We start from the raw sequence: 23,274 nt of genomic DNA on the forward strand, positions 1-23,274 counted from the left end.
CGCTCTGTCCGCACGGCCCGGTTCCCGGGTTTCCCGCGAGGACCGCCGCGCGTCGCGCGCGTGTTCGTGCCGTGTCGGTGAGGAGGACGTCGCGGGACCGTCCGGCGGTTGCCGCGATCAGTAGGGTCTGGCACATGACAAGTACCGGGACCGGTCTGCGCCGCACTCTGGGCGTGCGGGACGCCGTGGTCGTGGGCCTCGGCGCCATGGTCGGCGCCGGAGTCTTCACGGCTCTGGGGCCCGCCGCGCGCGCGGCGGGCCCGGGGCTGCTGCCCGGGCTGGCCGTGGCCGCCGTGGTGGCCTACTGCAACGCCATGTCCTCGGCCCGGCTCGCCGCCCGCCATCCGGCGTCGGGCGGGACGTACGTGTACGGCAGGGAGCAGCTGGGCGCCTTCTGGGGGTATCTGGCCGGCTGGGCCTTCGTGGTCGGCAAGACGGCCTCCTGCGCGGCCATGGCGCTCACCGTGGGCGTGTACGTCTGGCCGGGGCAGGCACACGTGGTGGCGGTCGTGGCCGTGGTGGCCCTGACGGCCGTGAACTACGGCGGTGTCCAGAAGTCGGCGTGGCTGACGCGGCTGATCGTGACGGTCGTGCTCGCCGTGCTCGCGGCCGTGGTCGTCGTGTGCCTCACCTCCGGCCGGGCCGACGCCGGCCGGCCGGCCCTCGGTCTCCCGTCGGGGGCCGGCGGGGTGCTCCAGGCGGCCGGGCTGCTGTTCTTCGCGTTCGCCGGGTACGCGCGGATCGCCACGCTCGGGGAGGAGGTGCGCGATCCGGCGCGCACGATCCCGCGGGCGGTCCCGACGGCCCTCGGGATCGCACTGGCCGTGTACGCGTGCGTGGCCGTCGCGGTGCTCGCCGTCCTCGGTGCGGGCCGGCTCGGGCAGGCGGCGGCGCCGCTGGCCGACGCGGTGCGGGCGGCCGGGGTGCCGGGGCTCGTCCCGGTGGTCCGGGCCGGGGCGGCGCTCGCCGCGCTGGGCTCGCTGCTCTCGCTGGTGCTCGGCGTGTCCCGTACGACGCTCGCCATGGCCCGGGACGGGCACCTGCCGGGCGCGCTGGCGGCCGTGCACCCGCGCTTCCAGGTCCCGCACCGGGCGGAGACGGCCGTGGGCGCGGTGGTGGCCGTACTGGCCGCGACGGTGGACGTGCGCGGTGCGATCGGCTTCTCGTCCTTCGGTGTGCTGGCCTACTACGCCGTCGCCAACGCCTCGGCCTGGACGCTGAGCCGGGCCCCGCTGTCGCGCGTGGTGCCGGCGGCGGGTCTGCTGGGCTGCGCGCTCCTGGCGTGCGCGCTGCCCGTGGCGTCGGTGGCCGTGGGCACCGGGGTGCTCCTGGCGGGTGCGGCGGCCTACGGCGTACGGCGGTGGTGGGCGGCCGGACGCGGGTCGTGACGCGTCGTCAGCGGGTCCGCGGGGGTTGCGGCGTCGGCGTGGTCAGCGGGTCGCGAACGGCTCGTCGGTGCGGACGATGTCGCGGCCCAGCGGCAGCAGGGAGACCGGGATCAGCTTGAAGTTGGCGATGCCGAACGGGATGCCGATGATGGTGACGCACAGGGCGATGCCGGTGGCGATGTGGGCGAGGGCCAGCCACCAGCCGGCCAGGAGCAGCCACAGGACGTTGCCGACGCAGGAGGGGGCGCCCGCGTCGCGGCGCTCGACCGTGGTGTACCCGAACGGCCACAGGGCGTAGACGCCGATGCGGAACGCGGCGACACCGAAGGGGATGCCGATCACCGTGACGCACAGCAGGACGCCGGCGAGCACGTAGCCGAGGAACAGCCAGAAGCCGCTCAGCACGAGCCAGATGAGGTTCAGGACGGTTTTCACTGACGGCCTGCCAACTTCTCGAGCCGGGAGATGCGCTCCGCCATCGGGGGATGCGTGGAGAACATCTTGGACAGCCCCTGGCCCGGGCGGAACGGGTTGGCGATCATCATGTGGCTCGCCGTCTCGATCCGGGGCTCGGGGGGCAGCGGAAGCTGCTGGGTACCGGTCTCCAGCTTGCGCAGGGCGCGGGCGAGCGCGAGCGGGTCACCGGTCAGCCGGGCGCCCGAGGCGTCCGCCTCGTACTCCCGGGAGCGGCTGACGGCCAGCTGGATCAGGGTGGCGGCGAGGGGGCCGAGGATCATGATCAGCAGCATGCCGAGCAGGCCGGGACCGTCGTCGTCGTCCGACCGGCCGATCGGGATCAGCCAGGCGAAGTTCACCAGGAACATGATCACCGAGGCGAGGGCGCCGGCGACCGAGGAGATGAGGATGTCCCGGTTGTAGACGTGGCTCAGTTCGTGGCCGATGACGCCACGCAGTTCACGCTCGTCCAGCAGGCGCAGGATGCCGTCGGTGCAGCACACGGCCGCGTTGCGCGGGTTGCGGCCGGTCGCGAAGGCGTTGGGGGCTTCCGTCGGCGAGATGTACAGCCGGGGCATGGGCCGGCGGGCCTGCGTGGACAGCTCGCGCACCATCCGGTACAGCGCCGGGGCCTCGAACTCGCTGACCGGGCGGGCACGCATCGCGCGGAGCGCCAGCTTGTCGCTGTTCCAGTACGCGTACGCGTTCGTACCCAGGGCGACGAGGACCGCGACGATCAGTCCGGCGCGTCCGAAGAAGCTGCCGATGACGATGATGAGTGCGGACAGCCCCCCGAGGAGTACGGCGGTCCTGAGCCCGTTGTGCCGGCGGTGCACGGTGCGCCCTCCAAGTCGTGCAGCTGGGGAACACTCTGATCCAGTGGACCCTCCCGCTGGTGACAACGCCGGGCGGCTGTCGCGAGTTCCCCGGTGCCCGCGGTGGCGCGCGTCGGCCGTACGGGTGGCGGGCCGGTACGGCGTGGCGCGCGCGGGGCGGCACGAGTGCCCCGCGCGCGTGGCGACTCCTCAGAAAAGTCCGGTGGCCGCGAAACGGAGGACCAGCTGCGGTGCTCCGGACAGGGCGACGCCGAGCACCCCGGTGAGGGCGATGGCAGCCGTGAGGGGGGCCGGGACGCGGTGCCGGGCGGGCTCGCCCTCGGGGGCGCGGAACAGCGCGGCCGTCCACTGGAGGTAGTAGAAGAGGGCGATGACGACGTTGACGGCCATGACGACGGCGAGCCAGCCGAGGCCCGCGTCGACGGCCGCCGAGAACACGGTGACCTTGGCGAACAGGCCGATGACACCCGGCGGCAGGCCGGCCAGGCACAGCAGGAAGAAGGCCAGGAGCAGCGCGGTGAGCGGGTTGGTGGCGTACAGGCCCCGGTAGTCGCTGATCCGGTTCAGGACGCGCTCGCGGCCCACCAGGGCGGCCACCGCGAAGGCACCCAGGTTCACGGCGGCGTACATCAGGGCGTAGGCGACCGTGGAGCCGATCGCCTTCTCGGCGTCCTCGGTGTATCCGGCGGCGGCGATCGGCACCAGCAGGTAGCCGGCCTGGCCGACGGAGGACCAGGCGAGGAGCCGTACCGCGCTGTGCGCGCGCTTGGCCTGCTGGCGCAGGGCGGCGACGTTGCCGACGGTCATGGTGAGGGCGGCCAGCACGGCCAGAGCGGGCCCCCAGACGTCGGCGTACGACGGGAACGCGATGACGGTGACGAGGATGAGGCCGGAGAAGCCGACCGCCTTGCCGACGACCGACAGGTAGGCGGCGACGGGCAGCGGGGCGCCCACGTAGGTGTCGGGCACCCAGAAGTGGAAGGGGACGGCGGCCGTCTTGAAGGCGAAGCCGACGAGGGTGAGGACGACGCCGGTCTGGGCGAGGGTGTGCAGCTGCCCGTCGACGTGCGGCAGCCGCTGCGCGATCCGGGTGAGGTAGAGGGTGCCGGTGGAGGCGTAGACGAAGCTGACGCCCATCAGGCTGACCGCGGTGGCGGTGACCGAGGACAGGAAGAACTTCAGGGCGGCCTCGGAGGACCGCTTGTCGCCGTGCCGGATGCCGACGAGGGCGAAGGCGGGCAGGGAGGCGACCTCCAGGGCGACGATCAGGGTGGCCAGGTCGCGGGAGGCGGGCAGCAGGGCGGCGCCGGCGGCGGAGGACAGCAGCAGGAACCAGAACTCGCCCGGCGGGACGCGCCGCCGCTCGTCGTCCAGATGGGTGACGGAGAGCAGGGCCGCGAGCAGGGCGCCGCCGAGGACGAGGAACTGGATGACGAGGGTGAAGTGGTCGGCGGTGTAGCTGCACGCGCGCGCGTGGCCGTCCGTGCAGAAGGTGCCGCGGTCACCGTCCCGGAGGGGCAGGAGCAGCAGGGCCGCCGCGCCGAGTCCGGCGACGGAGGCCCAGCCGAGGACGGCCTTGCGGGACTCGGGCAGGAACAGGTCGGCGACGAGGACGCCGAGGGCGACGGCCGCGGTGACGACGGGCGGGGCGACGGCGAGCCAGTCGACGGACTGGACCACCGACTGGGCGAGCGGCTGGGCCAGGGCGCTCATCGGGTGCCTCCTGCGAGGAGCTGCTGCACGGCCGGGTCGGTGAGGCCGAGCAGGGCCCTCGGCCACAGTCCGGCGACGACGGTGAGGGTGACGAGCGGGGTCCAGGCGGCGAACTCGTACCCGTGGACGTCGGCGAGCCGCGGGACTTCCCGTTCGGCGCCGCCCATGCAGACGCGGCGGACCACGATCAGCATGTACGCGGCGGTGAGCAGGGTGCCGAACGCGCCGATCGCCATGAAGGTGAGGAAGGCCGGCCGGCTGAGGCCGGCGGCGGGCCGGAACGACCCGAACAGCGCGAGCATCTCGCCCCAGAACCCGGCGAGGCCGGGCAGGCCGAGGGAGGCCACCGCGCCGAAGGCCAGCAGACCGCCCAGGCGCGGTGCCCTGCCGTACAGCGCGCCGCCGGTCCCCTGGGCGAGGGTGTCGAGGTCGGTGGTGCCGGTGCGGTCCTTCAGCCCGCCGACCAGGAAGAACAGCAGACCGGTGATGAGGCCGTGGGCGATGTTGGCGAACAGGGCGCCGTTCACTCCGGTCGGGGTCATGGTGGCGATGCCGAGCAGGACGAAGCCCATGTGGCCGACGGAGGAGTAGGCGATGAGTCGCTTGAGGTCGCCCCTCGCGCCCCGTCGGGCGAGGGCCAGGCAGGCCAGGGATCCGTAGATGATCCCGACGACGGCGAACGCGGCGAGGTACGGCGCGAAGGTGTGGAAGCCGTGCGGGGCCACCGGCAGGAGAATCCGGACGAACCCGTACGTGCCCATCTTCAGCAGGACGCCGGCCAGCAGGACGGAGCCGACGGTCGGCGCGGCGGTGTGGGCGTCGGGCAGCCAGCTGTGCAGCGGCCACATCGGCGTCTTCACCGCGAGCCCGAGCCCGATTGCCAGAACGGCGATGACCTGCACGGACGCGGTCAGCGACCGGCCGTTGTCAGTGGCGAGTGCCACCATGTCGAATGTGCCCGCCTTGATCCCGATCAGGAGCAGGCCGAGCAGCATGACCACGGAACCGAGCAGTGTGAACAGGATGAACTTCCACGCGGCCCGGGTCCGGCCCTCGCCGCCCCAGCGGGCGATGAGGAAGTACATGGGGATGAGCACCATCTCGAACGCGAGGAAGAACAACAGCAGGTCGAGGACGGCGAAGGTCGCGAGGGTGCCGGACTCGAGCAGGAGCAGCAGCGCGACGTACGCCTTCGGGGACGGACCCGACGGCGGCCTGGAGTAGGAGTACAGCGCGCAGAGGAAGGTCAGCAGCGCGGTCAGGACCAGGAGGGGGAGGGAGATGCCGTCGGTGCCGAGGTGGATGCGCACGTCGAGCGCGGGGATCCAGCTGATGTCGGTCGTGGCCTGCATCTTCGACGGGTGGTCGTGGTCGAAGCCGAGCGCGAGGACGACCGCGGCGATGAGGATCACGCCGGTGACGGTCACGCCGTGCCGGAGCACGGCCTGCTCGGGGGACTTCCCCTTCAGCCCGGGCGGGGCCGGGAGGAGGGCGGCGACGGCGCCGAGGAGCGGGCCGGCGACCATGAATGCCAGAAGGAACTGCATCACGGACTCGTTGATATCGAACACGCCTGCTCACACTCCCGAGGCGACGAGGAGGACGGCGACCGCCAGGACGACGGTGCCGGCGAGCAGCGCGCTCACGTAGGTCTGCACATTGCCCGTCTGGGCGCGCCGTACGGCGGACCCGAGCAGCCGGGGCAGGGCGGCGGCGCCGCGTACGTAGGTGTCGACGACCTCGCGGTCGAGGAACCGGACGAGACGCGCCCCGGCCTGCACCGGACGGACGAACAGCGCTGTGTACACGGCGTCCAGGTGGAAGCCGTCGGCCGCGTGCCGGTGCAGCGGGCCGAGCAGCAGCCGCCCGGGGTCGGCCGGGTCCGGGGCGTGGGCGATGTCGCCGTAGGCCGGTTCGTGGGTGGCGATGGCCTCGGCCTCGACCAGCCCGGCGTCGCCCCCGGGGTGGGCGGCGACGGCGCCCATCGGAGTGCGGGCGGCGAGCGGGGCGGTGCGCTGCCAGGCGCCGTAGGTGAGCAGTCCGCCGACCAGTGCGAGGCCGGTGCCGAGGACGGAGGTGAGGAAGGTCGGGGTCAGGTCCCGGCCGTCGAACCAGTCGGGCAGCGCCCGGTAGGCGAGCCCGCCGAAGGCGAGGGAGGGGATCGCGAGGACCCACAGCACCACGGTCATCGTCAGGGGCTGGCGGCCGTGGTCGGGGGCCTCGGCGCCCCGGCCGCGGAAGGCCAGCAGCCACAGCCGGGTGGCGTAGGCCGCGGTCAGCAGGGCGGTCAGCAGGCCGGCGACGAGGACGATCCAGCCGGCGGCGGCGGGGGCGTGCCCGGTGTGGCCGGCCGTCACGTGCTCCGCGGCGCCGAGGACGGACTCCTTGGAGAAGAAGCCGCTGAAGGGCGGGATCGCGGCGAGCGCGAGCAGCGCCACGGTCATCGTCCAGTAGGCGTCCGGGACGCGGTCGCGCAGGCCGTGCATGCGGGACATCGCGGCGAGCGAGTTGGTGCCGGCGGCGTGGATGACCACGCCGGCCGCGAGGAACAGCAGCGCCTTGAAGGCGCCGTGCGCGAGGAGGTGGAAGACGGCGGCACCGCGCTCACCGACGGCGAGCGCGCCGGTCATGTAGCCGAGCTGGCCGATCGTCGAGTAGGCGAGGACGCGCTTGATGTCGTCCTGGGCGAGCGCGGCGAGACCGGAGCCGGTCATCGTGACGGCGGCCATGACGGCGAGGACCACCATCGCGGCCTGCGAGGCCTCGAAGACGGGGAGGAGACGGGCGACGAAGTAGACACCGGCGGCGACCATCGTCGCGGCGTGGATCAGCGCGGAGACGGGTGTCGGGCCCGCCATCGCGTCCGGCAGCCAGGTGTGCAGCGGGAACTGCGCCGACTTGCCCGCCACGCCGGCGAGCAGCAGCAGCGCGATCACGGTCGGGTGGCCGAGGCCCCCGCTCGCGACGGTGCCGAGGACACGGGTGATGCGGAACGATCCGGCGTCGGTGGCCAGCGCGAACAGGCCGATGAGGAACGGCACGTCACCGAGCTTGGTGACCAGGAAGGCCTTCAGGGAGGCGGCGCGGGCCTCGGGCGTCTCCCAGTAGTGGCCCACCAGGAAGTAGGAGCAGATGCCCATGACTTCCCAGCCGACCAGCAGCACGATCAGGTCGCCGGAGTAGACGACGAGGAGCATCGCGGAGGTGAACAGGGAGACCAGCGCGGCGTACGAGGGGTAGCGCGGGTCGTCACGCAGGTAGCCCGTCGAGTACGTCTGCACGCAGGCCGCGACGAACGCGACCAGGACGGCGACGAGTGCGGCGAAGCCGTCGATGTGCAGGCCCAGCTCGATGGGGACGGACCCGGTGGGCGTCAGTTCGGTGTGGCCGTCGACGGCCGCCCCGCCGCCCTGGCGCACGGCCACCAGCGCGGCCAGCACGAGGGAGGCCAGCGTCGGCAGTACCGCCAGCGGGCGCACGAAGCCGGGGGCCGTGCGGCCGGACAGCAGGCCGGCCGCGGCACCCAGGAACGGCAGGAGGGGGACGAGTACGGCGAGAGTGTTCGTGGTCACGCGGCGGCCTCGGCCTTCTCGCCCGCCGAGCCGCCGGGGCCCCTGGTGCCGGGGCCTTCCGTCTCGGGGCCCTCGGCGGTGTCGCGGAGCTTGTCGATGTCGGAGGTGCCGCGGTTGCGGTACACGGCCAGCACGATGGCCAGGCCGATGCCGATCTCGGCGGCGGCGACGGCGACGGTGAACAGGGTCAGCGCCTGGCCGGAGTGCAGGGTGTCCCGCGCCGTCCGGCTGAGCCAGACGTCGAAGGCCACCAGGTTGAGGTTGACGGCGTTGAGCATCAGCTCGACCGACATCAGGACCAGGATGGCGTTGCGGCGGGCGAGGACGCCGTAGAGGCCGGTGCAGAAGAGGAGGGCGGAGAGCACGGCGGGGTAGGCGAGGTGCATCAGCGGGCGCCTTCCTTGCCTGGGGCCGCGGGTGCGGCGGTTCCGTCCCCGGGGGCCGCGGGTTCGGCGGCTTCGTCCGCGTCCGCCTTGCGGGAGAGGACGATCGCGCCGACCAGGGCCGCGAGGAGCAGCACGGACAGGGCCTCGAAGGGCAGCACCCAGTGCCGGAACAGGCTGGAGCCGGTCACCCGGGTGGTTCCGGCGGCCGGGCCGTCCAGGTCGATCCAGGTCGTGCGGAAGGCGTCCACGACGACCCACACCAGGGCGACGGCGGCGGCGACCGCGACGGCCAGGGCGGCCCAGCGGTTGCCGGAGTCGGCGTCCGGGGAGCGGCCGATGGGGGCCCTGGTGAGCATCAGGCCGAACAGGAGGAGGACGACGACGGAACCGACGTAGATCAGGACCTGCACCCAGGCGATGAACTCGGCCGTCAGCAGCAGGTACTCCACGGCGAGGCCGCCGAGCGCGACCACCAGCCACAGGGCGGCGTGCACCAGTTGCCGGGTGGTGACGGTGACGAACGCGGCGCCCAGGGTGACCAGGCCGACGAGCAGGAAGGCGATCTCGACGCCGGTCGGCGACAGGAAGCCGTGCCCGGCCGCGGCGAGGTGCGCGCTCTGTCCGGCCGCCGCGAGGGTGGCTGCGGCGAGGATCACGACCCACCTCCCTGCGGCTGCTCCGGTGCGGCCTGCGAGGCGGCCAGTTTCTCGGCGGTCTTGCGGGCGGCGGCGATCTCCTTGGGCTCCTCCGCGCCGGGGTCCAGGGCGGGCGGGGCCGGGACGGTCCACATCCACTCGCGGAGCTTGTCCCGCTCGTGGGTGAGGTCGCGGATGTCGGTCTCGGCGTACTCGAACTCCGGGGACCAGAACAGCGCGTCGAAAGGACACACCTCGATGCAGATACCGCAGTACATGCACAGGGCGAAGTCGATCGCGAACCGGTCGAGGACGTTGCGGCTGCGCTCGCGGCCGCCGGGGGCGGCCGGCGGGACCGTCTCCTTGTGGGAGTCGATGTAGATGCACCAGTCCGGGCACTCGCGGGCGCACAGCATGCAGACCGTGCAGTTCTCCTCGAACAGTCCGATCACTCCGCGGGTGCGGGGCGGCAGCTCGGGCAGGGCGTCCGGGTACTGCTCGGTGACCGTCTTCCTGGTCATCGTGCGCAGGGTGACGGCCAGGCCCTTGGCGAGGCCGGAGCCGGGAATGGGGGCCATGGTTAGCTGATCACCACCTTGACGACGCCGGTGAGGGCGATCTGGGCGAGGGAGAGGGGGACGAGGAGGGTCCAGGAGAGCTTCTGGAGCTGGTCCTCGCGCAGCCTCGGGTAGGTGACGCGGAGCCAGATGACCAGGAAGGCCAGGACCGCCGTCTTCAGCAGGGTCCAGACCCAGCCCAGGCCGTCGGCGCCCCAGGGGCCGTGCCAGCCGCCCAGGAAGAGCACGGTGGTGAGACCGCACAGGACGACGATGCCGGCGTACTCGGCGAGCAGGAACAGGGCGAAGCGCAGACCGGTGTACTCGGTGTACGCGCCGAAGATGATCTCCGAGTCGGCGACGGGCATGTCGAACGGCGGGCGTTGCAGCTCGGCGAGCCCGGCGACGAAGAAGACGACCGCGCCGACGATCTGCCAGGGCACCCACCACCAGTGGAACGAGTGCAGGATGCCCGGCAGGGAGACCGTGCCGGCCGCCATCGCGACCGAGGCCGCCGCCAGCAGCATCGGCAGTTCGTAGGCGAGCAGCTGGGCGGCCGTGCGCAGGCCGCCGAGCAGGGAGAACTTGTTCGCGCTGGCCCAGCCGGCCATCAGCGAGCCGAGCACGCCGACGCCCATCACGGCGAGCACGAAGAAGACGCCCGCGTCCAGGACCTGGCCGACGGCGCCCTCGCTCGGGCCGATCGGGATGGCGAGCAGCACGAGGAGGTACGGCAGCAGGGCCACGGCGGGGGCCAGCTGGAAGACGCGGCGGTCGGCGCCCGCCGGGACCACGTCCTCCTTCTGCGCGAACTTCACGCCGTCGGCGATCAGCTGGGCCCAGCCGTGGAAGCCGCCCGCGTACATCGGGCCGAGGCGGCCCTGCATGTGGGCCATCACCTTGTGCTCGGTCTGGCCGATGATCAGGGGGAAGGTGAGGAAGACGACGAAGACGACCAGAAGTCGCAGCGCGACGTCCGAGGCGCCGTTCACTGCGGACCTCCTGCGGGGTGGTCGGGGGTGTGCGGATCCGGGTCCGGGTCGCGGGGGGCGTCCGAGGTGTCCGGGCCCTCGGGCTCCCCGGGGTCGTGGGGCTCCCCGGCGTGCGGGTCCGGCTCCGGCCGCGGATCGGGCTGCGGCCGCGGATCGGGCTGCGGCCGCGGATCGGGCTGCGGCCGCGGATCAGGAGTCCGGTCGGGCTCAGCGGCCTGTTCGGGCTCCTCGAACGCCGGGCGGGCGTGATGCCAGGGCGCGTCCGAACTGCGCGGCGCCGCGCCGCGGCCGGCGGGGCGTGCGGCGGCGTCCGGTTCCGTCGGCGTCGGCTCGGTGCCCGCCGGTTCCGGGGTCCGGGCACGCTGTGTGGCCGAGCCCTCCGAGGCGCTGCGAGCGCGGCGCGGCCGTGCTGGTGGCGGCACCGGACCGGGCTCGTATGCCACCGACGCCTCGGCGGCCGGACCTTCCGCCGGGCTCTTGGCCGCCGCCTGGGTGGCGTCACCCTGGGCCGCGGCCTCCTTGCGCGTCGCCGCGTCCCCGGCCTGCGCCGCGTCCTTGGTCCGTGCCGCCTGTGCCGACTCCTCGGCCCCCGTCGTCCGGCCGGTCCCCGCGGCCTGGCTGGCCGATCCCTCCGATGCCGAGCGGGTGCGCCGGGGCGGGCGTTCGCCCGCGGCGCGGGCCGGGCGCTCCGCGGCCGCGCGGCCCGCGGCGCGGGCCGGGCGGGCCGGGGCAGGGGGGAGCTGGCCCTTGAGGGGGCCCCACTCGTTCGGGTCGGGGACGCCCGGGGGCAGCATCTGGCGCCGTTTGGGGCCGCCGTGTTCGGACTCGCCGGGTTCCTTCGCGCCCGGCCAGGCCTTGGCGACGCGGGCGGCGAGGACGAAGTCCTTGCGAAGCGGGTGGCCCTCGAAGTTCTCGGGGAGCAGCAGGTGGTCGAGGCCCGGGTGGTCCTCGAAGACGACCCCGAACATCTCGTGGGTCTCCCGCTCGTGCCAGGCGGCGCCCGCGTAGACGCCGATCGCGGAGGGGAGGGCCGGGGCGTCGTGCGGGACCGTCGTGCGCACGAGGAGACGGCGGACCGGGTTCAGGGCGACGACGTGCGCGGCGACGCGGAAGCCCGTGCCGGGTTCGTCGACCGCGCTGAGCCAGTCGAAGTAGGTGCACGACAGGGTCGTACGGGCCGTCTCCAGGGCGGTGAGCCAGGAGGACGGCGGGACGTCCACGGTCAGGAGGTCGTACGACTCCTCGGCCGTGGCGTCCGTACCGAAGAGTTCCCCGGCGGGGGCGGGCAGCCAGCCGGCCGTGCTCATCGGGCCTCCCCCTCGGGGGCCGGAGCCGGGGGCCGGACCAGGTCGCTCTGGAGGGCGGCGGCCGACGGCCGGGCGGGCCCGGTGCCGTACCGCTCCCCCAGCGACTCGCGGGCGATCTTCTCCTGGAGCTTGAGGATGCCCTGGAGCAGCGCCTCGGGGCGCGGCGGGCAGCCGGGGACGTAGACGTCCACCGGGATGATCTGGTCGACGCCCTTGGTGACGGAGTAGGAGTCCCAGTAGGGGCCGCCGCAGTTGGAGCAGGCGCCGAAGGAGATGACGTACTTCGGCTCGGGCATCTGCTCGTACAGGCGCTTGACGGCAGGTGCCATCTTGTCCGTGACCGTGCCGGAGACGACCATCAGGTCGGCCTGGCGGGGGCCCGGCGCGAAGGGGATGACGCCGAGGCGGATGAAGTCGTGCCGGGCCATCGACGCGGCGATGAACTCGATCGCGCAGCAGGCGAGGCCGAAGTTGAAGACCCAGAGCGAGTAGCGGCGGCCCCAGTTCAGGACGACCTTCATCGGTTCGGGGGCGAGCCGGGCGAGCGTGCCGAGCCGCTTCGGCTCCGGCAGCGGCACGGGCTCCGGGACAGTCGGGTTCACGTCCATGTCAGGACGCCCTTCTTGTATGCGTACAGCAGGCCCACGGTGAGGAAGCCGAGGAAGACGAACATCTCCACGAGGGTCGTCGCGCCGTAGCCGGGGGCGGCGAAGACCGTCGCCCAGGGGAACAGGAAGACCGAGTCCACCGCGAAGATCACGTAGAGGAAGGCGTAGACGTAGTAGCGGACCTGGGTGTGGGCCCAGCCCTCGCCGACGGGGTCGACGCCGCACTCGTAGGTCAGGAGTTTCTCCGGTGTCGGCACGACCGGGCGCAGCAGGCGGCCGGCGCCGAAGGCGACCGCGACGAACAGCACGCCGACGAGGGCGAGCAGTCCGACCACCGAGTAGGACCGGAAGTAGCCGGCCGCGACGACGTTCGCCGCGGCGGTCGTCGAGTCCCCCAACGTCTCCCGCACGTCCGTCCCTCGCTCCCTGACCTCGTGATCTGAGTGAACTCTGTGATGCAACGTGATTCGAGGATCTGTACGCACGGGAGTCTAGGCCCTGATAAAGAACCGGTAAGCAGCCCGTCACGCCATGGGACAGCCGGACCCGCCGGGGGGTGGGGTTTTCCCCCGGCGGCGGAGGGCGGCGTACCGCATGGCGTGAGCGGTGCCGCGCACGGCAGGCTGGCCACCATGACCGCTCCCAGCCCCGCCGCCGGCCGGACCGACGGCACCGACGGCACCGACAGACGTGACGGACGTGACGGACCTGACGGACGTGACGGCACCGGCGTACGTGACCGGCACGACGGCCTCGACCGGCTGCCTCCGCCCCGGCCGGCCTACGACGCGCACACCTGGAAGGAGATCGTGTATCTCCTGCTGAACCTGCCGGTGGCGGTGTTCGGGTTCACGTACGCGTTCACGGTGCTGGTGGCCGGCGGCACCCTCACCCTCACCGTGGTCGGCCTCCCGCTGCTCGCGCTCTGCCTGCTGGGCGCCCGGCAGCTGGGGAAGCTGGAGCGGGCCCGGGCCCGGAAACTGCTCGGGGTGCGGGTGGAGGAGCCGACGCCGCTGCCGCTCTCCAGGGGCGGGGGGCCGGTGCAGCGGTTGTGGCTGGCGCTGAAGGACCCGGTGGGCTGGCGCACGCTGCTGTACGACGCGATCCGGCTGCCCTGGGGCGTTGTCACCTTCTGCACCGTGCTGGTCTCGCTGTTCGTGCTGTGGCCGGTGCTGCCGTATCTGGCACGGTTCCTCGCCAACGCCGACCGGGCGATGGTGCGCGGCCTGCTGTCGCCGTCGGACGAGCTGGAGCGCCGGATCGCCGAACTGGAGTCCGACCGCGGGATCGTGGTCGACACGGCGGCGGCGGACCTGCGCCGGATCGAGCGGGACCTGCACGACGGCGCCCAGGCGCGGCTGGTCAATCTGGCCATGGGGCTCGGCCTGGCCAAGGAGAAGCTGCTGGAGGACCCGGACACGGCCGCCTCGATGGTGGCGGAGGCGCACGGCGAGGTGAAACTGGCCCTTCAGGAACTGCGTGACCTGGCCCGGGGCATCCATCCGGCCGTGCTCACCGACCGCGGCCTGGACGCGGCCCTGTCCTCGGTCGCCTCCCGCTGCACGGTGCCGGTGGCGGTGACCGTGGACCTGCCGGCCCGGCCCGCGGCCGCCATCGAGGGGATCGCCTACTTCACCGTCTCGGAGCTGCTCCAGAACATCAGCAAGCACAGCCGGGCCCGGACCGCCTCCGTCGACGTCTGGCGCGCGGACGACCGGCTGCTCGTCCAGGTCCGCGACGACGGCAGGGGCGGCGCGCGGCTGGACGCCGGCAGCGGTATGCGGGGCCTGGCGGACCGGCTCGGCGCGGTGGACGGCCTCCTCGTCGTCGACTCGCCGGACGGCGGCCCGACGGTGGTCACCGCGGAGCTGCCGTGGCGCGACCGGCAGGAGTGACCGGCCGCAGTGCGGCACACACACGCGCGGGACGGCCGGAGTGCTGACGGCCGCCCCGCGCGTCCGCGCGCGTGCGGCCCGCCCGGGCGACCACGCACGCCCGCGTGCACTGCCCGGACGCGGCCACCCCCGCGCCGTCGTCGCCCGCCGTCCCTCCCGGCACGCCCCCGGGCGCACCGGGAGGGTGGGGAAAACCCCCCGGTCAAGACGCCGACGGACGCCATGGCCCGGGAGCACGGGGCGGGCGACCCTGGTGGTGCGGCTGAGGCGCCGCTCGGACGAGGAGAACGGGACGGCATTCGATGGCCACGGAGTACGGGCGGGAGTACGGACAGGGTTACGGGCGGGGGCGCCGTGCCGGAGGCGGGTACCGGCTGCCCGGCGCGCTGCGGGCGCCCGTCGAGGGGCGCACCTGGCGTGAGCTGGGCTACGTCCTGCTGGGCCTGCCGGTGTCCCTGGTGCTGTTCACCTGGACGGTGACGCTGGTGACGCTCGGCGCGGGTCTGCTGGTCACCTTCCTCGGCATCCCGGTGCTGGCGGCGGCACTCGCGGGCTGCCGGGGATTCGCCGTGCTGGAGCGGGCGCGGGCGCGCGCGCTGCTCGGCCTGGACGTGGCCGGCCCGGAACCGCTGCGGGTGCGCAAGCCGGGTGCGGCGGCCTGGATGGCGGCGGTCCTCAAGAGCGGCACCTCCTGGCGGAACGCGCTGTACGCGCTGGTGCAGCTGCCGTGGGCGGTGTTCACCTTCTCGGTGGCGGTCGCCTTCTGGACGCTCGGCTGGGCCCTGCTGACCTACCCGCTGTGGTTCTGGGCGTTCCCGGCGTACGCCGGCCAGGGCGGCCTCCGGCTGTACGGCGACAACCACCACCGCATCTACCTCGACAACCCGTTCGAGATCACGGTGACCGCGCTGGTCGGGCTGGTGTTCACGCTGGTGACGCCGTGGCTCGTCCGGGCTCTGACGACGGTGGACGGGCTGCTCGTGCGCGGGCTGCTCGGGCCGTCGCCGCTGTCGGCACGGGTGGTGGAGCTGGAGTCGGACCGCGGGACCGTGGTCGACACGGCCGCCGCCGACCTGCGGCGTATCGAGCGGGACCTGCACGACGGCGCCCAGGCCCGGCTGGTCGGCCTGGCGATGGATCTGGGGCTGGCGAAGGAGAAGCTGCGGGAGGATCCGCAGGCGGCGGCGCGGATGGTGGAGGAGGCGCACGGCGAGGTGAAGACGGCCCTCCAGGAGCTGCGTGACCTCGCCCGGGGCATCCACCCGGCCGTGCTCACCGACCGCGGCCTGGACGCGGCCCTGTCCTCGGTCGCCTCCCGCTGCACGGTGCCGGTGACGGTGGACGTCGACCTGCCGGCCCGGCCCGCGGCCGCCATCGAGGGCATCGCCTACTTCACCGTCTCGGAACTGCTCCAGAACATCAGCAAGCACAGCCGGGCCCGGACCGCCTCCATCGACGTCTGGCGCGCGGACGACCGGCTGATGGTGCAGGTGAGCGACGACGGGGTGGGCGGAGCCGGTCTCGCCGGCGGTTCCGGACTGGCCGGGCTCGCCGCCCGCCTGGACGCGGTGGACGGCGTCCTGGTGATCGACTCCCCCGCCGGTGGCCCCACCCGGGTGATCGCGGAACTGCCCTGGCGGCCCTGAGGACGGACGCCGGGCCCGGTATTCGCCCAGGACGGCGGCGGCCCGGCAGGAATGCTGGAATGCTGGACCTCCTTAGGACGTCACGGACGCACGTCACCGCCCATCACCGGGGCGGGCGTGGTCGCCGGACCGGGCTGTGGGGGGCCGAAGGATCGTGGAGGACAGGGTGCGGGTGGTCATCGCCGAGGACTCAGTGCTGCTCAGGGAGGGCCTGACCCGGCTGCTGACCGACCGCGGGCACGAGGTCGTGGCCGGTGTCGGGGACGCGGACGCGCTGGTGAAGACGATCTCGGGGCTGGACGAGCAGGGGCAGCTGCCCGACGTGGTCGTGGCCGACGTACGGATGCCGCCGACGCACACCGACGAGGGGGTACGGGCGGCCGTACTGCTGCGCCGGCTGCACCCGGGGCTGGGGGTGCTGGTGCTGTCGCAGTACGTGGAGGAGCGTTATGCCACCGAGCTGCTGGCCGGATCCAGCCGCGGCGTGGGCTATCTGCTGAAGGACCGGGTCGCGGACGTACGGGACTTCGTGGACGCGGTGGTGCGGGTCGCCGAGGGCGGTACGGCGCTGGACCCGGAGGTGGTGGCCCAGTTGCTCGGCCGCAGCCGCAAGCAGGACGTGCTGGTGGGGCTGACCCCGCGGGAGCGCGAGGTGCTCGGGCTGATGGCGGAGGGGCGGACGAACTCGGCGATCGCCCGGCAGCTGGTGGTCAGCGACGGGGCCGTGGAGAAGCACGTCAGCAACATCTTCCTGAAGCTCGGTCTGGCCCCGAGCGTCGGGGACCACCGTCGGGTTCTGGCCGTTCTCACGTACCTGAACTCCTGACCCGGACGGCCCGGCGTCAGCACCGTGTCAGCGCGCCGTCAGTGCGCCCCGCTTCCGTTGGAGGCGGGCGCCCGGAGGGAGGGCCGGAAGGAAGCCCCCGAGCGGTACCCGGGAAACGCGCGGCCGGACCGGAATCCCGGAGAGGGAGACCGAGGACGCGCGGCCGGGTGAAAGGTCCGGAGGAGAACCGGGAACGCGCGGGGAGCGCCGTTGCCGACGGTGCGGCGACGCGGGACATGATGTGACTCAGCGCGACAGGCCGTCTCGAAATGTCGTCCGATTCAAGGAAGACCTCGGGAAGGCGACCCTAACCGACGTAGGGTTGATCCGGGATGGTCCGTGGGACGACCGCGCCCCGGACAGCCGCCTCGAAGGAGGTCCAGTTCAGTGACCAGCCAGGTCAGCAGCCCAGCGGAGCAGGCCGACGACGGATCTGTCGTGGGAGAACAGCGCAAACCGGGCGGCGCGAAGGACGTGCGGCGCCTGGACCGGGTGATCATCCGGTTCGCGGGGGACTCGGGTGACGGCATGCAGCTCACCGGTGACAGGTTCACCTCGGAGACCGCCACCTTCGGCAACGACCTCTCCACCCTGCCGAACTTCCCCGCCGAGATCCGCGCCCCCGCCGGCACCCTGCCGGGTGTCTCGTCCTTCCAGCTGCACTTCGCCGACCACGACATCCTCACCCCGGGAGACGCGCCGAACGTCCTGGTCGCGATGAACCCGGCCGCCCTGAAGGCCAACATCGGCGACCTTCCGCGCGGGGCCGAGATCATCGTCAACACCGACGAGTTCACCAAGCGGGCCCTCCAGAAGGTCGGCTATGCCGGCTCTCCGCTGGAGGACGGCTCGCTCGACGGCTACAGCCTTCACCCGGTGCCGCTGACCACGCTCACGGTCGAGGCGCTGAAGGAGTTCGCCCTCTCCCGCAAGGAGGCCGAGCGCAGCAAGAACATGTTCGCGCTGGGCCTGCTGAGCTGGATGTACCACCGGCCCACCGAGGGCACGGAGGCGTTCCTGCGGAGCAAGTTCGCGAAGAAGCCGGACATCGCCGCCGCGAACATCGCCGCGTTCCGGGCGGGCTGGAACTTCGGCGAGACGACGGAGGACTTCGCGGTCTCCTACGAGGTCGCCCCGGCCGCCCGGGCGTTCCCGGTCGGCACCTACCGGAACATCTCCGGGAACCTCGCCCTGGCCTACGGCCTGATCGCCGCGTCGCGGCAGGCGGATCTGCCCCTGTTCCTGGGGTCGTACCCGATCACGCCGGCCTCGGACATCCTGCACGAGCTGAGCCGGCACAAGAACTTCGGCGTGCGCACCTTCCAGGCCGAGGACGAGATCGCGGGCATCGGCGCGGCGCTGGGCGCGGCGTTCGGCGGTTCGCTGGCGGTGACGACGACGTCGGGCCCGGGTGTGGCGCTGAAGTCGGAGACGATCGGTCTCGCGGTGTCGCTGGAGCTGCCGCTGCTGGTCGTCGACATCCAGCGCGGCGGCCCGTCCACCGGTCTGCCTACCAAGACCGAGCAGGCCGACCTGTTGCAGGCGATGTACGGCCGCAACGGCGAGGCGCCGGTGCCGGTGGTCGCGCCGAGGACCCCGGCCGACTGTTTCGACGCCGCCGTGGAGGCGGCCCGGATCGCGCTGACGTACCGCACGCCGGTGATGCTGCTGTCGGACGGCTACCTGGCCAACGGTTCCGAGCCGTGGCGCATCCCCGAGATCGACGAACTGCCCGACCTGCGGGTGCAGTTCGCCTCCGGCCCGAACCACACGCTGCAGGACGGCACGGAGGTCTTCCAGCCCTACAAGCGGGACCCGCGGACCCTGGCCCGGCCCTGGGCGGTGCCGGGCACTCCGGGCCTGGAGCACCGGATCGGCGGCATCGAGAAGCAGGACGGCACGGGCAACATCTCCTACGACCCGGCCAACCACGACTTCATGGTCCGCACCCGGCAGGCCAAGATCGACGGCATCGACGTCCCCGACGTGGAGGTGGACGACCCGCACGGCGCCCGGACCCTGGTCCTGGGCTGGGGTTCCACCTACGGGCCGATCACGGCGGCGGTACGGCGGCTGCGGACGGCCGGGGAGCCGATCGCGCAGGCCCATCTGCGCCACCTCAACCCCTTCCCCCGCAACCTCGGCACGGTCCTGAGGAGCTACGACAAGATCGTGATCCCCGAGATGAACCTCGGGCAGCTCGCCACTCTGGTCCGGGCCAGATACCTGGTCGACGCCCACTCCTACAACCAGGTCAACGGCATGCCGTTCAAGGCGGAACAGCTCGCCACGGCGCTGAAGGAGGCCATCGATGACTGACGCCGGCAACGGACTGCTGCACCTGGTCCCCAAGGCCGAGGCCAAGCAGTCGATGAAGGACTTCAAGTCGGACCAGGAGGTGCGCTGGTGCCCGGGCTGCGGTGACTACGCGATCCTCGCGGCCGTGCAGGGCTTCATGCCGGAGCTGGGCCTGGCGCGCGAGAACATCGTCTTCGTCTCCGGTATCGGCTGCTCCTCCCGCTTCCCGTACTACATGAACACCTACGGGATGCACTCCATCCACGGGCGTGCCCCGGCCATCGCGACCGGCCTGGCCGCCTCCCGCCGTGACCTGAGCGTGTGGGTCGTCACCGGTGACGGCGACGCGCTGTCCATCGGCGGCAATCATCTGATCCACGCCCTGCGCCGCAACGTCAACCTGAAGATCCTGCTGTTCAACAACCGGATCTACGGCCTGACCAAGGGCCAGTACTCGCCGACCTCCGAGGTCGGCAAGATCACCAAGTCGACGCCGATGGGCTCGCTCGACGCCCCCTTCAACCCCGTCTCGCTCGCCATCGGCGCGGAGGCGTCGTTCGTGGCGCGCACCATCGACTCCGACCGCAAGCACCTCACGGAGGTGCTCCGGCAGGCCGCCGCCCACCCGGGCACGGCCCTGATCGAGATCTACCAGAACTGCAACATCTTCAACGACGGCGCCTTCGACGCCCTGAAGGACAAGCAGCGGGCCGAGGAGGCGCTGATCCGGCTGGAGCACGGGCAGCCGATCCGCTTCGGTGCCGACGGGGCGAGAGGCGTGGTACGGGACCCGCGGACCGGTGATCTGAGGGTGGTGACGGTGACCGCGGAGAACGAGGCGGACATCGTGGTGCACGACGCCCACGCCGCGTCGCCCACCACCGCGTTCGCCCTGTCCCGGCTGGCCGACCCGGACACCCTGCACCACACTCCGGTCGGCGTGTTCCGCTCCGTCGAGCGGCCGGTCTACGACACCCAGATGGCCGACCAGCTCGACACGGCCGTCGAGCAGCGCGGCAAGGGCGACCTGGGCGCGCTGCTGGCCGGCGGGGACACCTGGACGGTCGTCGGCTGACCCGTCCGCCGGTTCACGAGGCCCGGGGCGGGATGCCCCGGGCCTCTTCGTTCGCGCGCCGCCGCTCGTCGTAGGCCCGGCGGGCCCTCTCCACCTCGTCCATGCGGTGCCGCGTCCAGCCGGCGAGGGCGCGCACCTGTTCCGCCGCCTCGCGGCCGAGGCCGGTGAGCGAGTAGTCGACGCGGGGCGGGATGACCGGTTTGGCGTCGCGGTGCACCAGGCCGTCGCGTTCGAGGGTCTGGAGGGTCTGGGTGAGCATCTTCTCGCTGACGTCCCGGCCCCCGGTCCGGCTGATCGTCCGGCGCAGCTCGCTGAAGCGGTACGGCCGCTCTAGCAGTTCCACGAGGACGAGGACGCCCCAGCGGCTGGTGACGTGTTCCAGGACGAGCCGGTAGGGGCAGAGCGTCTCGGCGTCCAGGGTCCGCCTGCTTACTGTCATGCCAGTACCTTACTTCAAAGTGGGTACTTTCCATTTGATAGCGCCATCCCTACGGTGAGTGTCAGCGAGAGCGAGACCCCCGAGAACCCACAGGAGCGCTGAACCATGAGCATCATCGTCACCGGAGCCACCGGACAGCTCGGCCGTCATGTCGTGGAGCAGCTGCTGAAGAAGGTCCCGGCGGAACAGATCACCGCCGTCGTGCGCGACGAGGCGAAGGGCGCCGGCCTCGCGGCCCGGGGCGTGCGCCTGGCCGTCGCCGACTACAACGCCCCCGAGACCTTCGACGGCCTGTTCGCCGCCGGCGACAAGGTCCTGCTGATCTCCGGCAACGAGTTCGACAAGGGCCGGGCGCGCCAGCACGGCGTGGTCATCGACGCCGCCAAGGCCGCCGGGGTGGCGCTGCTGGCCTACACCAGCGCCCCGGGCGCCCTGACGGCCGCGCTGGCCGACGACCACCGGGCCACCGAAGAGGTGCTGCTCGCCTCCGGTCTGCCCTACAGCCTGCTGCGCAACGGCTGGTACCACGAGAACTACACCGAGCACCTGGCCCCGGTCCTGGAGCACCGGGCGGTCGTGGCCGCCGCCGGCGACGGCCGGGTCTCCTCGGCCGCCCGCGCCGACTACGCCGCCGCCGCGGTCGCGGTGCTGACCGGCGAGGGGCACGAGAACACGACGTACGAGCTGGGCGGCGACGAGGCGTGGAGCTTCGCCGAGTACGCGGCCGAGCTGAGCCGGCGGACCGGCCTGGAGATCGCCTACACCCCGGTCACGGTCGAGGCCCTCACCGGCATCCTGACCGGCGCCGGGCTGCCCGCGCCGGTGGCCGGGATCCTGGCCGGAGTGGATGCCTCGATCGAGAAGGGGGAGCTGGTCGTCTCCTCCGGCGACCTGTCCCGGCTCATCGGCCGGCCGGCCACTCCGCTCGCCGCGGCAGTCGCCGCCGCGCTCGAGGGCTGACCCCGGCGTCTCCCCGACTGTCATGACCGTATGGCGATACGGGCATGACAGTCGAGGGTGCCCGGCGTTACCTTCGTTCTCGCGTGCGTACGCCGGGTGCGCGGGCGGAAGGAGGGGACGTGGCCGGGACGTCCGAGGGTGAGCACCGCACAGGCCTGCTGAACGGCTTCGCCGCGTACGGGATGTGGGGGCTGGTCCCCCTGTTCTGGCCCCTGCTCAAGCCGGCCGGGGCCGCGGAGATCCTGGCCCACCGCATGGTGTGGTCCCTCGCGTTCGTGGCCGTCGCGCTGCTCTTCGTCCGCCGCTGGGCCTGGGCCGGCGAGCTGCTGCGCCGCCCCCGACAGCTCGGCCTCATCACCGTGGCGGCCGCCGTCATCACCGTGAACTGGGGCGTCTACATCTGGGCGGTGAACGCCGGCCACGTCGTGGAGGCCTCGCTCGGCTACTTCATCAACCCGCTGGTCACCATCGCGATAGGCGTGCTCGTCCTGAAGGAACGGCTGCGGCCCGTGCAGTGGGCCGCGGTCGCGGTCGGCCTGACCGCCGTCGTCGTCCTGACCGTCGGCTACGGCCACCCGCCGTGGATCTCCCTCTGCCTCGCCTTCTCCTTCGCCACGTACGGGCTGGTGAAGAAGAAGGTCGGCCTCGGCGGCGTCGAGTCGCTGGCCGCCGAGACCGCGGTCCAGTTCGTCCCGGCGCTCGGCTATCTGGTGTGGCTGACCACGCGCGGCGAGTGCACCTTCGTGACCGGGGGGACCGGCCACGCCGCCCTGCTCGCCTCGACCGGTGTCGTCACCGCACTCCCCCTGGTCTGCTTCGGCGCGGCGGCGATCCGGGTGCCCCTGTCGACGCTGGGCCTGTTGCAGTACCTGGCCCCCGTCTTCCAGTTCCTGCTCGGCGTCGTCTACTTCCACGAGGCCATGCCGGCCGAGCGGTGGGCCGGGTTCGCGCTGGTCTGGCTGGCGCTGATCCTGCTCACGGGCGACGCGCTGCGCACCGCGCGGCGGACGGCACGGTACGCCGTACCGGCGCCGGCCGGCGCCACGGCTCCCGCGTCGGCGCCCACGTCGGCTCAGGCGTCGACTCCCGCCGACGCCTGACCGGCGCGGAACGGATCCTTCCGCGCCGGGTCCGGTTATAAGTGGGAGCCATGACCACACAGGCGCCCGCCCCGCTGCACTGGAAGCTCGTCGTCGACGCGGCCGACCCGCACACCCAGGCCGATTTCTGGGCCGCCGCGCTGCACTACACGGCCGAGGACAACAGCGCCCTCGTCGAACAGCTGCTGTCCCTGGGCGCGCTGTCGGGCGAGGCCACCGTCGAGTACCACGGGCGGCTCGCCTTCCGGGACCTGATCGCCGTACGGCACCCCGACGACCCGTACGACCCGCAGAGCGGCACCGGGCTCGGACGGCGGCTGCTGTTCCAGCGCGTTCCGGAACCGAAGACCGGCAAGAACCGGCTCCACCTCGACCTGCACCCCGGCCCGGACCGGCGCGCACAGGAGGTGGCACGGCTGGAGGCGCTGGGCGCGCGGGTGCTGCGGGAGATGGCGGAGCCCGCCGGCCAGTGGGTGGTGATGGCCGATCCGGAGGACAACGAGTTCTGCGTCCACTAGGGTCTTTCGTTCGGATCAGGCCGGAGAGGGCCCAGGGGTGCGGCCGGGGCCGGCAGGGGTGCGGTGA

General features: G+C 72.8%; 22 protein-coding genes. 9 read left to right on the top strand and 13 right to left on the bottom strand.

All coding sequences use genetic code 11. From position 1 onward, the window contains the following. Positions 1–134: 134 nt before the first annotated feature. Positions 135–1,388, top strand: a complete 1,254-nt coding sequence (locus tag ACF1BE_RS21195; protein WP_392200552.1) for an APC family permease — start codon at positions 135–137, stop codon at positions 1,386–1,388. Between the two features lie 42 nt (positions 1,389–1,430). Here ACF1BE_RS21195 and ACF1BE_RS21200 read toward each other — a convergent pair whose 3' ends face one another. The 12 genes from ACF1BE_RS21200 to ACF1BE_RS21255 form a co-directional block, all read right to left on the bottom strand. Next, positions 1,431–1,823 (bottom strand): YccF domain-containing protein, encoded by a 393-nt coding sequence (locus tag ACF1BE_RS21200; protein ID WP_392200553.1) that lies wholly within the window; start codon positions 1,821–1,823, stop codon positions 1,431–1,433. Next, positions 1,820–2,680 (bottom strand): zinc metalloprotease HtpX, encoded by an 861-nt coding sequence (gene htpX / locus ACF1BE_RS21205; protein WP_392200554.1) that lies wholly within the window; start codon positions 2,678–2,680, stop codon positions 1,820–1,822. The genes ACF1BE_RS21200 and htpX overlap by 4 nt, the downstream gene beginning before the upstream one ends. Before the next feature lie 189 nt (positions 2,681–2,869). Beyond that, positions 2,870–4,393 (bottom strand): NADH-quinone oxidoreductase subunit N, encoded by a 1,524-nt coding sequence (locus tag ACF1BE_RS21210; protein ID WP_392200555.1) that lies wholly within the window; start codon positions 4,391–4,393, stop codon positions 2,870–2,872. Then, a complete protein-coding gene (locus tag ACF1BE_RS21215) occupies positions 4,390–5,964 on the bottom strand; it encodes an NADH-quinone oxidoreductase subunit M (RefSeq protein WP_392200556.1) in 1,575 nt (524 codons plus the stop codon). The genes ACF1BE_RS21210 and ACF1BE_RS21215 overlap by 4 nt, the downstream gene beginning before the upstream one ends. Before the next feature lie 6 nt (positions 5,965–5,970). Then, a complete protein-coding gene (locus ACF1BE_RS21220) occupies positions 5,971–7,965 on the bottom strand; it encodes an NADH-quinone oxidoreductase subunit L (protein WP_392200557.1) in 1,995 nt (664 codons plus the stop codon). Next, entirely contained in the window at positions 7,962–8,351 is a 390-nt protein-coding gene (nuoK, locus tag ACF1BE_RS21225) for an NADH-quinone oxidoreductase subunit NuoK (protein WP_392200558.1), read from the bottom strand. The genes ACF1BE_RS21220 and nuoK overlap by 4 nt, the downstream gene beginning before the upstream one ends. Further along, positions 8,351–9,007 (bottom strand): NADH-quinone oxidoreductase subunit J, encoded by a 657-nt coding sequence (locus tag ACF1BE_RS21230; protein ID WP_392200559.1) that lies wholly within the window; start codon positions 9,005–9,007, stop codon positions 8,351–8,353. Before ACF1BE_RS21230 ends, nuoK begins: the two co-directional genes overlap by 1 nt. Continuing rightward, positions 9,004–9,564 (bottom strand): NuoI/complex I 23 kDa subunit family protein, encoded by a 561-nt coding sequence (locus ACF1BE_RS21235; protein ID WP_392200560.1) that lies wholly within the window; start codon positions 9,562–9,564, stop codon positions 9,004–9,006. The genes ACF1BE_RS21230 and ACF1BE_RS21235 overlap by 4 nt, the downstream gene beginning before the upstream one ends. 2 nt (positions 9,565–9,566) lie before the next feature. Continuing rightward, entirely contained in the window at positions 9,567–10,535 is a 969-nt protein-coding gene (locus ACF1BE_RS21240; RefSeq protein WP_392200561.1) for an NADH-quinone oxidoreductase subunit H, read from the bottom strand. Continuing rightward, the gene (locus tag ACF1BE_RS21245; RefSeq protein WP_392200562.1) at positions 10,532–11,842 is read right to left on the bottom strand and encodes an NADH-quinone oxidoreductase subunit C; all 1,311 of its coding nucleotides are present in this window, start codon (positions 11,840–11,842) and stop codon (positions 10,532–10,534) included. The genes ACF1BE_RS21240 and ACF1BE_RS21245 overlap by 4 nt, the downstream gene beginning before the upstream one ends. Next, on the bottom strand, positions 11,839–12,450 hold the full coding sequence (locus ACF1BE_RS21250) for an NADH-quinone oxidoreductase subunit B (RefSeq protein WP_392200563.1): 612 nt from the start codon (positions 12,448–12,450) through the stop codon (positions 11,839–11,841). The genes ACF1BE_RS21245 and ACF1BE_RS21250 overlap by 4 nt, the downstream gene beginning before the upstream one ends. Further along, a complete protein-coding gene (locus tag ACF1BE_RS21255) occupies positions 12,441–12,860 on the bottom strand; it encodes an NADH-quinone oxidoreductase subunit A (RefSeq protein WP_392200564.1) in 420 nt (139 codons plus the stop codon). Before ACF1BE_RS21255 ends, ACF1BE_RS21250 begins: the two co-directional genes overlap by 10 nt. Before the next feature lie 222 nt (positions 12,861–13,082). On the opposite strand from ACF1BE_RS21255, the gene ACF1BE_RS21260 reads away from it, so the two are divergent. From ACF1BE_RS21260 to ACF1BE_RS21280, 5 genes are all read left to right on the top strand, one after another. Next, positions 13,083–14,345, top strand: coding sequence for a sensor histidine kinase (locus ACF1BE_RS21260; protein WP_392200565.1), 1,263 nt, complete (start codon positions 13,083–13,085; stop codon positions 14,343–14,345). Between the two features lie 302 nt (positions 14,346–14,647). After that, positions 14,648–15,991, top strand: a complete 1,344-nt coding sequence (locus tag ACF1BE_RS21265; RefSeq protein WP_392200566.1) for a sensor histidine kinase — start codon at positions 14,648–14,650, stop codon at positions 15,989–15,991. A 154-nt stretch (positions 15,992–16,145) separates the two neighbouring features. Continuing rightward, complete coding sequence (locus ACF1BE_RS21270) at positions 16,146–16,817, top strand: LuxR C-terminal-related transcriptional regulator (protein ID WP_392200567.1); 672 nt, start codon at positions 16,146–16,148, stop codon at positions 16,815–16,817. Between the two features lie 387 nt (positions 16,818–17,204). Beyond that, positions 17,205–19,136, top strand: coding sequence for a 2-oxoacid:acceptor oxidoreductase subunit alpha (locus ACF1BE_RS21275; protein ID WP_392200568.1), 1,932 nt, complete (start codon positions 17,205–17,207; stop codon positions 19,134–19,136). Next, positions 19,129–20,190 (top strand): 2-oxoacid:ferredoxin oxidoreductase subunit beta, encoded by a 1,062-nt coding sequence (locus ACF1BE_RS21280; RefSeq protein WP_392200569.1) that lies wholly within the window; start codon positions 19,129–19,131, stop codon positions 20,188–20,190. Before ACF1BE_RS21275 ends, ACF1BE_RS21280 begins: the two co-directional genes overlap by 8 nt. A 13-nt stretch (positions 20,191–20,203) precedes the next feature. Here the strand turns inward: ACF1BE_RS21280 and ACF1BE_RS21285 are convergent, their stop codons facing one another. Further along, complete coding sequence (locus ACF1BE_RS21285; RefSeq protein WP_392200570.1) at positions 20,204–20,629, bottom strand: winged helix-turn-helix transcriptional regulator; 426 nt, start codon at positions 20,627–20,629, stop codon at positions 20,204–20,206. Positions 20,630–20,734: 105 nt separating this feature from the next. Between ACF1BE_RS21285 and ACF1BE_RS21290 the strand changes: the two genes are divergently transcribed. The 3 genes from ACF1BE_RS21290 (at position 20,735) to ACF1BE_RS21300 (ending at position 23,207) form a co-directional block, all read left to right on the top strand. Then, positions 20,735–21,589, top strand: coding sequence for an SDR family oxidoreductase (locus ACF1BE_RS21290; protein ID WP_392200571.1), 855 nt, complete (start codon positions 20,735–20,737; stop codon positions 21,587–21,589). Positions 21,590–21,708: 119 nt separating this feature from the next. Continuing rightward, entirely contained in the window at positions 21,709–22,689 is a 981-nt protein-coding gene (rarD, locus tag ACF1BE_RS21295; protein WP_392200572.1) for an EamA family transporter RarD, read from the top strand. A gap of 50 nt (positions 22,690–22,739) precedes the next feature. After that, entirely contained in the window at positions 22,740–23,207 is a 468-nt protein-coding gene (locus ACF1BE_RS21300) for a VOC family protein (protein WP_392200573.1), read from the top strand. Positions 23,208–23,274: the final 67 nt, after the last annotated feature.

This window comes from Streptomyces sp. NPDC014991 (assembly GCF_043080665.1).
Taxonomy (GTDB): Bacteria; Actinomycetota; Actinomycetes; order Streptomycetales; family Streptomycetaceae; genus Streptomyces.